The sequence below is a fragment of the Amycolatopsis sp. NPDC104819 genome (assembly GCF_055583145.1).
In genome coordinates this window covers 39726-53757 of sequence record NZ_JBVJON010000026.1, presented here as the reverse complement: position 1 = coordinate 53757, position 14032 = coordinate 39726, and the positions used below count along the sequence as shown (strand labels likewise).

Below are 14032 nucleotides of genomic sequence, written 5' to 3'. Positions count from 1 at the left end.
CCCCCCCCCCCCCCCCCCCCCCCCCCCCCCCCCCCCCCCCCCCCCCCCCCCCCCCCCCCCCCCCCCCCCCCCCCCCCCCCCCCCCCCCCCCCCACTCGGGGCGGGCAGGCAGGCGGGCAGGCGGACGGGCGGGGCGGGGCGGGCGGGCAGAGCGGGGCGGCGGGACAGGGCGGCGGGGCCGGGCAGAGCGGCGAGGCGCGGCGAAGCCGTCTCGCGGGTGGCCCGCCACCGGCTGAGCGAAGCGGCGCGGCGGGACAGGGCTGCTGAGCGAAGCGTGACGGAGCAGCCGGGCGGCGGAGCGGCCGGGCGGCCGGGCGGCTGAGCGAAGCGTGGCGGAGCGGCCGGGCAGCCGGGCAGCCGGGCAGCCGGGCAGCGCGAGAACCCGGCGGCGCGAGCGGCCGGGACCTCACTCCCCCTCGACCTGCCGCGCCGTCGCTATCGCGCGCTCGGTCTCCCAGAACGCCCGCATCGACCGGATCAGCCCGTCCTCGCCGACGCGGTAGACGAACACCCCGTCGGTGTCGACGCGGTAGCCGCCCGGCAGGTACGTCGTGATCGTGCCGACGTTGGCGCACTCGTCCCCCGCCGCGTGGGAGTCGCGGATGGTGAACTCGAAGCGCTCGACGTTGCCGATCGTCATGTCCCAGAACGCGCTGATGCCGTCCGGGCCGTGGTGGCCCTTGCCCTCGGCGTCGAACATCGACGGCCCGACCGGGTCCTCGACGACGGCGTCCGGCGCGAACAGCGCCAGCCAGGCGTCCTTGTCCCCCGCCGTCACCGCGGTCATCGACGCGAACGCCGCCCGCCGCGCCGCCGGCTGCTCCCGCTCGGTGTCCCAGCTGACCTGCACGCCCATGCCCGTCACTCCTCGAACTTCGCGATGATCTCGGCGCCGAACTTGTGGATCGCTTCGAGCTTGGGCTCGACCGGGGCGTCGAACCCGACGCCGTCGAACACCCACGGCATGGTGATGACGTCCGTGACGCCCGCCTCGGCCTGCTCGCGGTAACCGTCGAGGCCGAACTTGTCGATGCAGACGGCCTGGTACTCGAACGGGTCGTCCGCGCGGCCGCGCTCGGCCAGCAGCTCCTTGATCCGGGCGATGGTGGCGCGCAGCTCCTCGAGCTTCATCATCGCCGACGACCAGCCGTCGGCGACCCGGGCGGCGCGCTTCAGCGCGACTTCGGTGTGGCCACCGATGTAGAACGGGACGCGCGAAGGCGGCGCCGGGCTCATCTGGATCTTGTCGAAGTCGTAGAACTCGCCGTGGTACTCGACCATGCCGCCGTCGAGGATCAGCCGGAGGACGTCGATGGCCTCGTCGACGCGCTTGCCGCGCCGCTCGAACGGGACACCGCAGTACTCGAACTCCTGCGGCAGCCAGCCGACGCCGAGCCCGAGCCCGAAGCGGCCGCCGGTGAGCACCGACGCCGAGCCGACCTGGCGCGCCAGCAGCACGGGGTTGCGCGAGCCGAGCTTCAGCACGGACGTGTAGAACTCGATGCGGCTGGTGACCGCGCCCATCGCGGCGGTCGCCACGAGCGGGTCCACCCAGGGGGTGTCCGCGGTCCAGAACCGGCTGCCGTCGGGGGTGTACGGGTAGTCCGTGTCCACCGTCTCGGCGTAGAAGAGCGAGTCCGGCAGGGCGATGGAGGCGAAACCGGCCTCTTCGGCGGCCCGGGCGAGCTCGCCCAGCTGATCGAGGGGGTTCATCGCGATCGACAGGGTGAACTTCATAGCGTTGAACTATAACGTGTTCTAGTTTCTTCGGCCAGGTGGAACGGTGTGCCGGATCACTCGCCGGGAACCCTCCGCGTAACGTCCGCGTTGTCCGAATCAAAGGTGACTTCCGGTCACCGAGGCCCGAACTTCTGGGAGTTGGTCCATGGGCACCGCGATCTTCCTGATCGTGCTCGTCGTCGTGATCGTCGGTGGCGGCCTCTACTTCTCGCGGCAGCGCGCCGCGGCCCGGCAGCGGGAGCTCGACGACGCCAAGGCCGACGCGCGGCGGCTCGTCGAGCGGCTCGGCGGTCAGGTCCTCAACATCAGCGGCAACGACACCGCGTCGCAGCAGGCGATGGCCGACGCGGCCGAGCGCTACAACGCGGCCGGCTCGCAGATGGAGCAGGCCCGCACGATCGAGCAGGCCCGGCTGGTCAAGGACACCGCCGTCGAGGGCCTCTACTACGTCCGCGCCGCGCGGGTCGCGATGGGCATGGACCCCGGCCCGCAGCTACCGGAGGAGGCCGAGCGCGAGCGCGCCGGCAAGGTGACCGAGCGCCGCGACGTCGACGTCGAGGGCCAGCACTACGCCGCTTCGCCCGACGCCGGCCAGGACACGCCGTACTACTACCCCGGCGGCCGTGTGGCCGGGCGGCCGGTGCCGCAGGGCTGGTACAGCGAGCCGTGGTGGAAGCCCGCGCTCGTCGCCGGCGCCTGGGGCCTCGGGTCGATGTTCCTGTTCAGCGCGATGTTCTCCGGCATGGGCGGCATCGCCAGCGCGTCGGCCTGGGAGTCGGGCTACGACGCCGGCCAGCAGGACGCGCTCGAGTCCGGCGACGCGGGCGGCGACGGTGGTGACGGCGGAGGCGACTTCGGCGGCGACGGCGGCGGAGACATGGGCGGCGGCGACTGGGGCGGCGGCGGTTTCGACGGCGGCGGCTTCGATGGTGGCGGTTTCGACGGCGGCGGTTTCGACTTCTGATCACCGGCTGGCATCCTCGGGCGCATGGCGACTGTCCTGATCCCGGTCCCGGCGCGGGATGCCGACCCGTCCGAGGTGGCGGTGAGCCACGCGGTGCTCACCGCCGCCGGGCACACCGTGCGGTTCGCGACGCCGGACGGCGCGCAGGCCACCTGCGACGAGATCATGGTCACCGGCGAGGGCCTCGACCTGTGGAGCCGGGTGCCGGGCCTGCGGAAGCTCACGGCGCTCGGCCGGGTGCTGCGAGCCGACGAAGCCGCGCGTGACGCCCACCGCACGTTGCTCGGGGATCCCGCGTGGCGCACCCCGATCCGCTGGGACGACATCAAGCTCGACGGCTTCGACGGCGTCCTGCTGCCCGGCGGGCACCGCGCCCGCGGCATGCGCGAGTACCTCGAAAGCCCCGTGCTGCAGGGCATCGTCGTCGAAGCGTTCCGCCGGGACCTCCCGGTCGCGGCGATCTGCCACGGCGTCCTGCTCGCCGCACGCAGCGTCGACCCGGACACCGGCCGCTCGGTCCTGCACGGCCGCACGACGACGGCCCTGACCTGGCAGCTGGAGCGCACGGCCTGGCGGCTCGCGCGGCGGACCCGGTTCTGGGACCCGGACTACTACCGCACCTACCGCGAAGAACCCGGGCAGCCCGAGGGCTACATGTCGGTGCAGCAGGAGGTCACGCGCGCGCTGGCCCGGCCGGCGGACTTCCGCGACACGACCGACCGCGTCCAGGCGAGCGGCCGGGCCCGCGACCGGCTCGACGACGCGCGTCCGGCGTTCGTCGTCGAGGACGGCAACTACGTCTCAGCGCGCTGGCCCGGCGACGTGCACACGTTCGCGAAGGCGTTCGGGAAGCGGCTTCAGGCCGGCTGACAGATCGGGCACCAGTAGAGGTTCCGGCCCACCAGTTCCGACGTCAGCACCGGCGTCCCGCACACCAGGCACGGCTCGCCGGCGCGGCGGTAGACGTACACCTCGCCACCGTGGCGGTCGACGCGCGCCGCGCGGCCCATCGCCTCCGGCAGGTGCTCCGGGCGGACCGTGTCGATGCGGCCGACGCGGACGCCGTCGCGCATCAACGTCACCAGGTCGGCCCACATGTCGTCCCACAGCGCCCGGTCGAGCGCGCGGCCCGGCGTCATCGGGGCGATGCCGTGGCGGAACAGCACTTCGGCGCGGTAGACGTTGCCCACCCCGGCCAGCACGGCCTGGTCCATCAGCAGCGCGGCGACCGAGACCTTCGACTTCGAGATCCGCGCCCACGCCTTTTCCGGCTTGGCGTCCCGGCGCAGCGGGTCGGGGCCGAGACGGCCCTTGATCGCGTCGGCCTGGGCCGGGTCGAGCAGCTCGCACGTGTTCGGCCCGCGCAGGTCCGTCCACTGTGTCCGGCCGACGAGCCGCATCCGGACCGCGCCCACCGGCGGCGGCGCCGGAACCTTGCCCTCGCCGAAGATCCCGATCAGGCCCAGGTGGATGTGGACGATCCCGTGCGGGCCGTAGTCGTGGAAGAGGTGCTTGCCGTACGCCTCGGCGCCGACGAGCACCTGACCGTCCAAACGGGACGCTTCGGCGGCGAACCGGCCCTGCGGGCTGCTCACCTCGACCGGCGCGCCGGCGAACCGGCGCTTGTGCAGCCGCGCGAGCCGGTGGAGCGTGTGCCCCTCGGGCATCAGGCCTCCGGCAGCGCCGGCGGCGTCCCGGTGCGCTCGTAGTCGAGCAGCTGCTGGACGCGGCGGGCGTGGCGCTCCTCCGGCGAGACGTCGGTCGCCAGGAACGCCTCGACGATCTCGGTGGCCTGCTCGACGGTGTGCATCCGGGCGCCGACCCCGATCAGCTGGGCGTGGTTGTGCTCGCGGCACAGCTTGGCCGTCTCGACGCTCCAGGCCAGGCCGGCCCGCGCGCCGGGCACCTTGTTCGCCGCGATCTGCTCGCCGTTGCCCGAGCCGCCGACGACGACGCCGAGGCTGCCTTCGTCGGCCACCACGCGCAACGCCGTCTCAACGCAGAACGCCGGGTAGTCGTCGGCCGCGTCGTAGACCCGCGGGCCGATGTCGGTGACCTCGTGGCCCTGCTTCTCCAGGTGAGCCACCAGGTGGTTCTTCAGCTCGAAACCGGCATGGTCGGATCCCAAGTAGACACGCACGGCTGGGAGTCTGCCACCCCGTCCGGTTTCGGGCATGCTCCGGGGGTGGGCATCTGGGAGCAGTCCGGCTACGACGTCCGGCTCGACTGGGGCGGCGAAGGCGTCGCCGCGCTCGGCCGGGAGTGCGCCGTCCTGGTGGTCGTCGACGTCCTTTCCTTCAGCACCACGACGGATCTCGTGGTGGGCCGCGGCGGGCGGGTGCTGCCGGTGCGGTGGCGCGACGAGCGCGGCGTGGCGCAGGCGCGGGCGGCCGGCGCGGTGGTCGCGGGTGAAGGCGCGTTCACCCTCAGGCCGTCTTCTGTGACGGAAATCCCGCCGGGAACACTGCTCGCGCTCCCCTCGCCCAACGGCGCGACGCTCTGCGAAGCCGCCGCGACGACCGGCGCCCGCGTGCTGACGGGCTGCCTGCGCAATGCTTCCGCCGTCGCCGCCAAGGCGCACGAGCTGGGCGGCCCGATTGGCCTGGTCGCCGCCGGGGAACGCTGGGGCGTGAACATCTTCGGCGACGGCGGCACGTTCGGGCCGCTGCGCCCGTGCGTCGAAGACCAGGTCGGCGCGGGCGCGATCGCCGCCGCACTGGCCGGGCACGGCCTCTCGCTGTCCCCCGAAGCCGCGCTCGCCGCCCGATCGGTGGACGTCGGCGCGCTGGCGTCCTGCGTCTCCGGGCGCGAGCTGACCGAATCGGGGCACGGCGCCGACGTCACGCTGGCCGCACGGCTCGACGTGAGCGATGCTGCACCCGTCCTGAGCGAAGGAGTACTGGCATGAGCGGGCACTGGATCGAGGTCGCCGACGGGGTGCACGCGCGCCGATACGAGGAGCTGGACCTCACCGTCGGGCTGGTCGTGGGCGCCGAGCGCTGCCTGGTCGTCGACACGCGCGGTGACCTCGAGCAGGGCGCCGAGCTGGCCACGGCGGTCCGCGAGCTGACCTCGCTGCCGTGGTCGGTGGTGTACACGCACGCCCACTTCGACCACACCTGGGGCACCGAGCGGTTCACGCCCTGCCCGGTCTGGGCGCACGAAGGCTGCCGCGCCGAGCTGACCGAGTACGCGGAAGACGCCCGCGCGAAGTGGATCGCCTACTACCGGCAAGAGGGGAAGGCGGCGACCGCCGACGCCATCGCGCGCACCACGTTCGTCGTGCCCGACCACCTGTTCACCGACCGGACCGAGCTCGACCTGGGCGGCCGGACCGCCGTCCTGCTGCACCCCGGCCGCGCCCACACCGACCACGACGTCGTGGTGCACGTGCCCGACGTCGACGTGCTCTTCGCCGGCGACGTCGTCGAGAACGCCGAACACGGCTTCAGCGCATTCTCCTTCAGCACCGAATCCGACCTGACCGCCTGGCCGGACACGCTCGACACGCTCCTCGAGCTCAAGCCGCGGGTGATCGTGCCCGGCCACGGCGAGCCCGTCGACGCCGACTTCGTCCGCTACCACCGCCACGGCCTGCACGAGCTGATCGCGCTCAAGGCCGGCGTCGGGCGCGGCGAGACGACCGAGGAGGCCGCCGTGGCAGCTTCCCGCTACCCCGGCGACGTCACCTTGGCCGCCCTCGGGACGCCTTGAAGGCGTCTCAGCCGAAGTTGAGCTCGCCCGAGCGGGTGCGCTTGAGCTCGAAGAAGTCCGGGTAGCTCGCCAGCGCGACGGCGCCGTCGAACACCTTCAGCGCGTCCTCGCCCCGCGGGATCGAGCTCAGCACCGGGCCGAAGAACGCCACGCCGTCGATGTGGATCGTCGGAGTGCCCACGTCCATGCCGACCGGGTCCATGCCCTCGTGGTGGCTCTTCTTCAGGGCCTCGTCGAACTCGGTCTTGTCGGCCGCTTCGTAGAGCTCCGCGGGCGCGCCGATGGCGGCCAGGGCTTCCTTGATGACGGCGTCGCGGTCCTTGTTGCCCTCGTTGTGGTAGCGGGTGCCGAACTCGGTGTAGTAGTCCCGCAGCGCCTTCTCGCCGTTGAGCTGCGACAGCGCGACCGCCACGCGCACCGGGCCCCAGCCCTGCGAAAGCAGCTTCTTGTACTCCTCGGGCAGCTCGTCCCGACCTTCGTTCAGGACCGAAAGGCTCATGATCCGGAAGTTCAGGTCGAGGTTGCGGTGCTTCTCGACCTCGAGGATCCAGCGCGACGTGATCCAGGCGAACGGGCAGATCGGGTCGAAGTAGAAATCGACCTTCGTGGGCTGCTGGGCAGCGGTCATCAGGTACTCCTGTGCGAATCAGGTCCGGTCTGGGTGCGGGCACACCCCCACACAGCGGGCCAACACCTCGGGACGCAGGCTTGTTCCCTTATCGCCCGCCACCCCGTCCCCATGATTGGATGCGGGGAGTTGAAAACCGATCCCACGACCAGAGGTGCCTGTGCCCGCCCCCAACCTGACCCGCGACCAAGCCAAGCTGCGCGCGGATCTGCTCGACGTCACCCGCTACGACATCGAGCTCGATCTGACCGACGGCCACGGCGGACCCGGGGAGAAGACCTTCGCGTCGACGACGACCGTCCACTTCTCCAGCGCCAAGGCCGGGCTGGAGACCTGGGTCGACCTCGTCGCCGACCGCGTGCACTCGGCCACCCTGAACGGCGCGGACGTCGACGTCAGCGCGTACGTCGAAGACCGCGGCCTCACGCTGGCCGGCCTGGCCGAGGCGAACGAGCTCACGGTGCGCGCCGACTGCCGGTACATGAACACCGGCGAAGGCCTGCACCGGTTCGTCGACCCGGTCGACGACAGCGTCTACCTGTACACGCAGTTCGAGACGGCCGACGCCAAGCGGATGTTCGCCTGCTTCGACCAGCCCGACCTCAAGTCGGTCTACCGGCTGACCGTCGTCGCGCCGGCGGACTGGAAGGTCGTCTCGAACACGATGGCCGAGTCCACCTCCGAGACGCCGGAAGGCGCGGTCCGGACGGTGTTCAAGGAGTCCGAGCGGCTCTCGACTTATCTGGTCGCGCTGATCGCCGGCCCGTACGCCGAGTGGCGCGACGAGTACACCGACGCGCACAAGACGATCCCGCTGGGCATCTACTGCCGCGCGTCGCTGGCCGAGCACATGGACGCCGACCGGCTGTTCACCGAGACCAAGCAGGGCTTCGGCTTCTACCACGAGAAGTTCGGCACGCCCTACCCGTTCTCCAAGTACGACCAGCTCTTCGTGCCGGAGTTCAACGCGGGCGCGATGGAGAACGCCGGCGCGGTGACCTTCCTCGAGGACTACGTCTTCCGCAGCCGCGTCACCCGCTACGCCTACGAGCGGCGCGCCGAGACGCTGCTGCACGAGATGGCGCACATGTGGTTCGGCGACCTGGTCACCATGCGCTGGTGGGACGACCTGTGGCTGAACGAGTCGTTCGCCACGTTCGCGAGCGTGCTGGCCCAGGCCGAGGCGACCGAGTACAAGAACGCGTGGACCAGCTTCGCCAACATCGAGAAGTCGTGGGCCTACCGGCAGGACCAGCTGCCTTCGACGCACCCGATCGCCGCGGACATCGTCGACCTGCACGCGGTCGAGGTGAACTTCGACGGCATCACCTACGCCAAGGGCGCGAGCGTGCTCAAGCAGCTCGTCTCCTACGTCGGGCTCGACCACTTCCTCGACGGCCTGAAGGTGTACTTCGGCAAGCACGCGTGGGGCAACGCCACCCTGGCCGACCTGCTGGGCGCGCTCGAAGAGGCGTCCGGCCGCGACCTGTCGTGGTGGAGCGCGCAGTGGCTGGAGACCACCGGGCTGAACTCGCTGAGCCCGCGCTACGAGGTCGGCGCGGACGGGAAGTTCACGTCGTTCGCCGTGGTGCAGTCCGGCGCGAAGCCGGGCGCCGGTGAGCTGCGCACGCACCGCGTCGCCGTGGGCATCTACGACGAGGACGGCGGCGGCAAGATCGTCCGGACCCACCGCGTCGAGCTGGACGTCGACGGCGAGCGCACCGAGGTCCCGGACCTCGTCGGCCAGGCCGCGGGCAAGCTCGTGCTGGTCAACGACGACGACCTGACCTACTGCACGATGCGCCTCGACCCGACGTCGCTCACGACGCTGATCGACCGCGTCGCCGACATCACCGAGTCGCTGCCGCGGACGCTGTGCTGGTCGGCGGCGTGGGAGATGACCCGCGAGGCCGAGCTGAAGGCCCGCGACTTCGTCACGCTGGTGCAGCGCGGCATCCACACCGAGAGCGAGGTCGGCGTCGTCCAGCGGCTGCTGCTGCAGGCGCAGACCGCGCTGAACTCCTACGCCGAGCAGGAGTGGGCGGCCTCGACCGGCTGGCCGGCGTTCACCGCACGGCTGCTGGAGCTCGTCCGCGGCGCCGAGCCGGGCTCGGACCACCAGCTGGCGTTCGTCAACTCCCTGGCGGGCTCGGTGCTGGACGAGGCCGCGTTGTCGGTGCTGGCCGGCTGGTTCGACGGCTCGTCGCCGCTTCCCGGTCTCACGGTGGACACGGACCTGCGCTGGCGCCTGCTGCACGCGCTGGTGGCGCACGGCAAGGCGGACGCGACGGAGATCGACGCCGAGCTGGCCCGCGACAACACGGCGACGGGCCGCCGCCAGGCCGAGCGGGCCCGGGCCCTGCGCCCGACGGCGGAGGCCAAGGCCGACGCGTGGCAGCGCGCGGTCCACGACGACGAGCTGCCCAACGCGGTCAGCGACTCGCTCATCTCGGGCTTCTCGCACCCCGGCCAGAAGGCGCTGCTGGGCTCGTACGTGGCGAAGTACTTCGAGGTGATCGACGAGGTGTGGCAGCGGCGTTCCAGCGAGCGCGCGCAGCCGATGGCGATCGGGCTGTACCCGTCGTGGGCGGTGGCCCCGGCCACGGTGACGGCCTCCGACGAGTGGCTGGCGGGCGACCACCCGCAGGCCTTGCGTCGGCTGGTTTCGGAGGGGCGCGCGGGGATCGTCCGGGCGCTCGCGGCCCGGGACTTCGACGCCCAGGGCTGAGTTTCGTTTGGCGGCGGGCCGTGCTCCGGCACGCCCCGCCGTTCGTTTGTCGTGGCGGCTGGGTAGGACGCAGCGTCGGAACCGGCCCGGTCCGTTTTTGGCCGGGAGGGGGTGCGTCCGGACGTCGTGACCGCGGCTCGCGCGTCGCGAATGACCCATTCGCGACACCGGAACCGAAGCCGCACGTGAAAGAGCCCCGCACCTCACTCGAGGTGCGGGGCTCTTCGGTGTCCACGTCAGCGGGGCGCGGGGCCCGCCTGGTCGGACAGCATGCGCAGCGCGTTCACCAGGCCGTTGACGAGCCCGCGAACCAGATCGCCCTCCTTGAAGGACGCCACCATGCTGGCCACCGCCAGCTTGGCGCCGCGGTCGGGCAGGCGCTGGTACGCGAGCCGGCCCGTGACGATCTCGATCTTGCGCTCGCCGGGCGAGACCGCGATCAGGACCGCGTTGGCCGGGTCGGCCGTGGTCGCGTGCAGCTTCTCCGCCTCCGCGCGGCTGTCCTCGCCGAGCTCGCCGAGGTACACGCTGAAGTCCAGGCCGGTCTCGCGGCTCGCGAACGTCAGCGCCTCGTCGAGGCGGGCCAGCTGCCGGGTGTTGAACGGGCCGGACGGCACCTCGGGCTCGTACATCTTGGCCGCGGACCGGCGGCCGCTGCCGGTGATCGCCTCGCCGTAGGCCAGCTCGGTCTCGTCGACCGGCTTGACCAGCTCACCAGTTGCCACGAGCGCCTCCCGCCGCGGTCGGGGCGCCCGCGGGCGCGCTGTTCTCGGCGCCGGCGTGCCGGTGCCCGTCGCCCACCCCGTCGGGGTTGGCGCTCCACCACATGGCCGGAAACTCCCACGCCTGGCCGGACCGGAACCGCGCTGCGCCGCCGGACCTGCGCCGGAGCGTCAGCAGCCCGGCGAGGCCGTAGATGGCCAGCGGGATCACGGCGAAGACCACGATCGTCTCGACAACGTTCACGGCGCTGAGCGTATCGGATGACCTCCACGACCACCGCGCGCGCCGCACTCGACCGTTCGTCGTAAGCCGGGTGCCGTCCGCCGCTTGGCTCGCGGCCGATGGAACGTTGGGGCGAAGACCGTCGGGCCGAAAGGTTGCAACTCAACGTACAGGCGGCCGCACCCGCCGCTGTCGTCTTGTTGTTGCCTTGAAATCCTCGTAGCTTTTTCACCTGTACGGGCCTTGCGCCCCGCTCCCCAGCCCCAGCAGGTAACGCACCGGTCCCAGGAGGCCTTGCCATGAACAGCGTCGACACCCCCGCACAGGCGATCACCGAGACCACCACGTCACTCAGCGGCATCGAATTTGTGCCCGGAACGCGTGTGACGGCGGGCACAAGGGTTACCCGGGGTACACGCGTCACTCGCGGTACACGGGTCACGGCGGGAACGCGCGTCACCATGGGCACCCGGGTGACGGCCGGAACGCGGGTCACCCGAGGCACCCGGGTCACCCGGGGCACGCGCGTCACGATGGGCACGCGGGTGACGGCCGGAACGCGCGTCACCTGTGGCACCCGCGTCACGCGGGGCACGCGAGTCACCCGCGGCACGCGCGTCACGATGGGCACCCGCGTCACCTGCCAGAGCGACTACGCGCTCGCTGCCTGACCCCGCACCCCAGGGCCGCACGCACTACCTGAACACGCGCAAGCACCCGGCTCGCCCCGGCCGCCGCAAGGCAGCCGGGGCGCCGTTATGTCCGGGCCCCGGAGGTTAAGCCGCAGAGCCGAGATAAGGCCGCCACAGCGGGTCGGCCTCTTTGGAGTGCGCGAGCAGCCGCCAGTGCGGGCCGTGGGGCGCCCGCGGGACGACGCGCAGCCGCCAGTTGATCTCCGAGAGCAGCCGGTCCGCCTTGCGGTGGTTGCACTTGGCGCAGCAGGCGACGCAGTTGGTCCAGCTGTGAGGTCCGCCACGGCTGCGCGGGATGACGTGGTCGATCGTCTCGGCCCGCCCTCCGCAGTACGCGCAGCGGTACCGGTCGCGGTGCATCAGCCCGGCGCGGGTCAGCGGCACCTGGGCCCGGTACGGCACCCGCACGTACGTGCTGAGCCGGATCACCGAAGGCACCGGCAGCGACACCGTCGCGGCGTGCAGCTCGATGCCGCCGGGGTCGCCGTGCACCACTTCGGCCTTGCCACACATCACCAGCACGACCGCGCGGCGCAGGGGCAGCGCGGTCAGCGGCTCGAAAGTGGCGTTGAGCAGGAGCACCCGGCGGCGGCCCCAGGCCGGGGCCGCCGGATCCCGGCCTCTACTACGCTGTCCGGGCGGGCGGGTGCTGTGTCGTTCGTTGCCGATCCGGCTGCAGTCACGGCCGATGGCCTTGGTGGCAACGATCACCTGCTGCTCGGGGGCCGGCCTGCTTTCGGCCGGATCTGCAACTCCCCCTGGGCGGTTCCCCGGCCCGGCCGGGACGGCGCCGCCGGATGCGGATCCCCCCGGGTAGGCGCGCAGAACCACCTCTGACGTCTCTTCGGCCATGGCTTGGCCGGAGACGCCGCGGGGGCTGGGTTGTCGGTCTGGCACTCGACCACCTCCAGGGGCGTAGGCATAGTCGACCACAGAACTGGTCCCCAGCGCACGTGTGTTACAAGACGTGTCACATCCGCGCGACCCAACATCCACTCGAAGTTGGGAAAACCGACCTGATCGGAAAGGATGATCGAACTCCCGTGTCCCCCCTGCTCACCGCGGCCGGCGGCCAGACGCCTTGCATCACGGACGCCAGCACCCTCTGCTACCAGGTGTTCAAGGCCACGAACAACGAGTGGCTGGCCGGCTCGACCAACTGGCTGCTGACCAAGCCGCTGAAGATCCTGATGATCGTCGTGATCGCGTTCGTCGTGCGGCTGATGATCAGACGGCTGATCAACCGCGTCACGACGCTGCCGCGCTCCGGCGGCAAGCTCCCGGCGCTGCTGCGGCCCCTGCGCGAGCGCGCCCCCGAGGTGCTCGGCTCCGCCGTGATCGAACGCCGCCGCCAGCGCGCCCAGACCATCGGCTCGGTGCTGAAGTCGATGGCGACGTTCCTGGTCTACGGCCTCGCCTTCATCCTCGTGCTGGGCGAGCTCGGCCTGAACCTCGGCCCGATCATCGCCTCGGCCGGCATCATCGGCGTCGCGATCGGGTTCGGCGCGCAGAACCTGGTGAAGGACTTCCTGTCCGGCATCTTCATGATGGTCGAGGACCAGTACGGCGTCGGCGACGTCGTCGACATCGGCGAGGCCACCGGCACCGTCGAGGCCGTGGGCCTGCGGATCACCACGCTGCGCGACCTCAAGGGCACGGTCTGGTACGTCCGCAACGGCGAGGTGCTGCGCGTCGGCAACTCGAGCCAGGGCTTCGCGGTCGCGGTGGTCGACGTCCCGCTCGGCTACACCGCCGACGTCGAGCGCGCGTCCACTGTGCTCATGGCCGCCGCCTCGGCGGCCACCGAGAGCGAGACGCTGCAGGCGAACGTCCTCGAGCCGCCGGAGATGCTCGGCGTGGAGAGCGTCACGCCGGAAGGCATCCAGCTGCGCCTGACGGTGAAGGTGCGCCCGGGCAAGCAGTGGGCGGTCCAGCGGGCCCTGCGCGGCCAGCTGCTGGCCGCGCTCGAGGAAGCCGGCTTCGAGCCGCCGCTGGGCCGGCTGTTCCCGAACTCCGCCACTGCTCTCGAGAAGTGACGTCAGCCTGAGAAGTACTCGCGGCGCCCCGCGAGCCGGGCGGGCCGGTCCCGCTCGGCGTCCGGGTCCTCCACCAGGTGCTCCCGGAAGTACTCCAGCACCTCGTCCCGGTCGGCGCGGTCACTGCGCTCGACGTGCTCGAGAGTCGCGGCCACACCGGCGGGGAACAGCAGGAAGGCGTCGACGCCGGAAAACGTGTCGAAGCTCGTGGTCTTCGCTTCCCAGATGAGCCAGACGTCTTCGGCGTGGCCGCACTCGCCGAGCAGCAGGACCGCCAGGCCGAGGCTGTCGTCGAAGCCCCAGCCGTCCTCGTGGAGGCGGATCTCCTGCTCCAGGAGGTACCGGAGGAACCCGGCGTCGGAATCACGGCGGTCCCGCAGCAGCAGGTGGAGCACGGCTTCCCGCGCCGCGTGGTGGGCGTCGCCGGGCAGGCCGTCCTCGTCGAGGGTCCCGGCGAAAGCGAGCTCGCTCCACCGTTGCGGGTCGGCGCGCCAGCCGTCGAGTCCGGAGGTCACGGTCCGGGACCCTAGCCCCGCGCCGTTACGCTGGGAAACGGGTTTGCGACCATCCGGAAACGTTCGGTCC

General features: G+C 71.8%; 16 protein-coding genes. 7 read left to right on the top strand and 9 right to left on the bottom strand.

Features of this window, described 5'->3' with window-relative positions:
- Window positions 1-406 precede the first annotated feature (406 nt).
- Both ACZ63E_RS44735 and ACZ63E_RS44730 read right to left on the bottom strand, forming a co-directional pair.
- A complete protein-coding gene (locus ACZ63E_RS44735) occupies window positions 407-856 on the bottom strand; it encodes a nuclear transport factor 2 family protein (RefSeq protein ID WP_465342398.1) in 450 nt (149 codons plus the stop codon).
- Window positions 857-861: 5 nt separating this feature from the next.
- Window positions 862-1737, bottom strand: a complete 876-nt coding sequence (locus tag ACZ63E_RS44730; protein ID WP_465313227.1) for an LLM class F420-dependent oxidoreductase — start codon at window positions 1735-1737, stop codon at window positions 862-864.
- Window positions 1738-1885: 148 nt separating this feature from the next.
- Between ACZ63E_RS44730 and ACZ63E_RS44725 the strand changes: the two genes are divergently transcribed.
- Window positions 1886-2704, top strand: coding sequence for a hypothetical protein (locus tag ACZ63E_RS44725; RefSeq protein ID WP_465342397.1), 819 nt, complete (start codon window positions 1886-1888; stop codon window positions 2702-2704).
- A gap of 24 nt (window positions 2705-2728) precedes the next feature.
- Entirely contained in the window at window positions 2729-3574 is an 846-nt protein-coding gene (locus ACZ63E_RS44720; protein WP_465342396.1) for a type 1 glutamine amidotransferase domain-containing protein, read from the top strand.
- On the opposite strand, the gene ACZ63E_RS44715 is transcribed toward ACZ63E_RS44720, so the two are convergent.
- Both ACZ63E_RS44715 and ACZ63E_RS44710 read right to left on the bottom strand, forming a co-directional pair.
- Window positions 3562-4371, bottom strand: coding sequence for an Fpg/Nei family DNA glycosylase (locus tag ACZ63E_RS44715; protein ID WP_465342395.1), 810 nt, complete (start codon window positions 4369-4371; stop codon window positions 3562-3564). The two genes, ACZ63E_RS44720 and ACZ63E_RS44715, sit on opposite strands and share 13 nt — an antisense overlap.
- On the bottom strand, window positions 4371-4844 hold the full coding sequence (locus tag ACZ63E_RS44710; RefSeq protein WP_465342394.1) for a ribose-5-phosphate isomerase: 474 nt from the start codon (window positions 4842-4844) through the stop codon (window positions 4371-4373). The genes ACZ63E_RS44715 and ACZ63E_RS44710 overlap by 1 nt, the downstream gene beginning before the upstream one ends.
- Before the next feature lie 45 nt (window positions 4845-4889).
- On the opposite strand from ACZ63E_RS44710, the gene ACZ63E_RS44705 reads away from it, so the two are divergent.
- Window positions 4890-5612: a 2-phosphosulfolactate phosphatase gene (locus ACZ63E_RS44705; protein WP_465342393.1), complete on the top strand. Its 723-nt coding sequence runs from the start codon at window positions 4890-4892 to the stop codon at window positions 5610-5612.
- On the top strand, window positions 5609-6418 hold the full coding sequence (locus tag ACZ63E_RS44700) for an MBL fold metallo-hydrolase (RefSeq protein WP_465342392.1): 810 nt from the start codon (window positions 5609-5611) through the stop codon (window positions 6416-6418). The genes ACZ63E_RS44705 and ACZ63E_RS44700 overlap by 4 nt, the downstream gene beginning before the upstream one ends.
- A 7-nt stretch (window positions 6419-6425) precedes the next feature.
- Here the strand turns inward: ACZ63E_RS44700 and ACZ63E_RS44695 are convergent, their stop codons facing one another.
- Window positions 6426-7046 carry a mycothiol-dependent nitroreductase Rv2466c family protein gene (locus ACZ63E_RS44695; protein WP_465313233.1) on the bottom strand — a complete coding sequence of 207 codons (621 nt, stop codon included), beginning with the start codon at window positions 7044-7046 and terminating at the stop codon, window positions 6426-6428.
- A gap of 160 nt (window positions 7047-7206) precedes the next feature.
- On the opposite strand from ACZ63E_RS44695, the gene pepN reads away from it, so the two are divergent.
- Window positions 7207-9774, top strand: a complete 2568-nt coding sequence (gene pepN, locus ACZ63E_RS44690) for an aminopeptidase N (protein WP_465342400.1) — start codon at window positions 7207-7209, stop codon at window positions 9772-9774.
- A gap of 236 nt (window positions 9775-10010) precedes the next feature.
- On the opposite strand, the gene ACZ63E_RS44685 is transcribed toward pepN, so the two are convergent.
- Both ACZ63E_RS44685 and ctaJ read right to left on the bottom strand, forming a co-directional pair.
- On the bottom strand, window positions 10011-10499 hold the full coding sequence (locus ACZ63E_RS44685) for a DUF5130 family protein (protein ID WP_465313235.1): 489 nt from the start codon (window positions 10497-10499) through the stop codon (window positions 10011-10013).
- On the bottom strand, window positions 10486-10740 hold the full coding sequence (gene ctaJ / locus ACZ63E_RS44680) for an aa3-type cytochrome oxidase subunit CtaJ (RefSeq protein WP_465313236.1): 255 nt from the start codon (window positions 10738-10740) through the stop codon (window positions 10486-10488). Before ctaJ ends, ACZ63E_RS44685 begins: the two co-directional genes overlap by 14 nt.
- Window positions 10741-11018: 278 nt before the next feature.
- Between ctaJ and ACZ63E_RS44675 the strand changes: the two genes are divergently transcribed.
- Complete coding sequence (locus ACZ63E_RS44675) at window positions 11019-11390, top strand: hypothetical protein (RefSeq protein ID WP_465342391.1); 372 nt, start codon at window positions 11019-11021, stop codon at window positions 11388-11390.
- Between the two features lie 105 nt (window positions 11391-11495).
- On the opposite strand, the gene ACZ63E_RS44670 is transcribed toward ACZ63E_RS44675, so the two are convergent.
- Window positions 11496-11993: an HNH endonuclease gene (locus tag ACZ63E_RS44670; protein WP_395926704.1), complete on the bottom strand. Its 498-nt coding sequence runs from the start codon at window positions 11991-11993 to the stop codon at window positions 11496-11498.
- A 461-nt stretch (window positions 11994-12454) separates the two neighbouring features.
- On the opposite strand from ACZ63E_RS44670, the gene ACZ63E_RS44665 reads away from it, so the two are divergent.
- Complete coding sequence (locus ACZ63E_RS44665) at window positions 12455-13447, top strand: mechanosensitive ion channel family protein (RefSeq protein WP_465342390.1); 993 nt, start codon at window positions 12455-12457, stop codon at window positions 13445-13447.
- A gap of 2 nt (window positions 13448-13449) precedes the next feature.
- Here ACZ63E_RS44665 and ACZ63E_RS44660 read toward each other — a convergent pair whose 3' ends face one another.
- Window positions 13450-13962 (bottom strand): hypothetical protein, encoded by a 513-nt coding sequence (locus ACZ63E_RS44660; protein ID WP_465342389.1) that lies wholly within the window; start codon window positions 13960-13962, stop codon window positions 13450-13452.
- Window positions 13963-14032 lie beyond the last annotated feature (70 nt).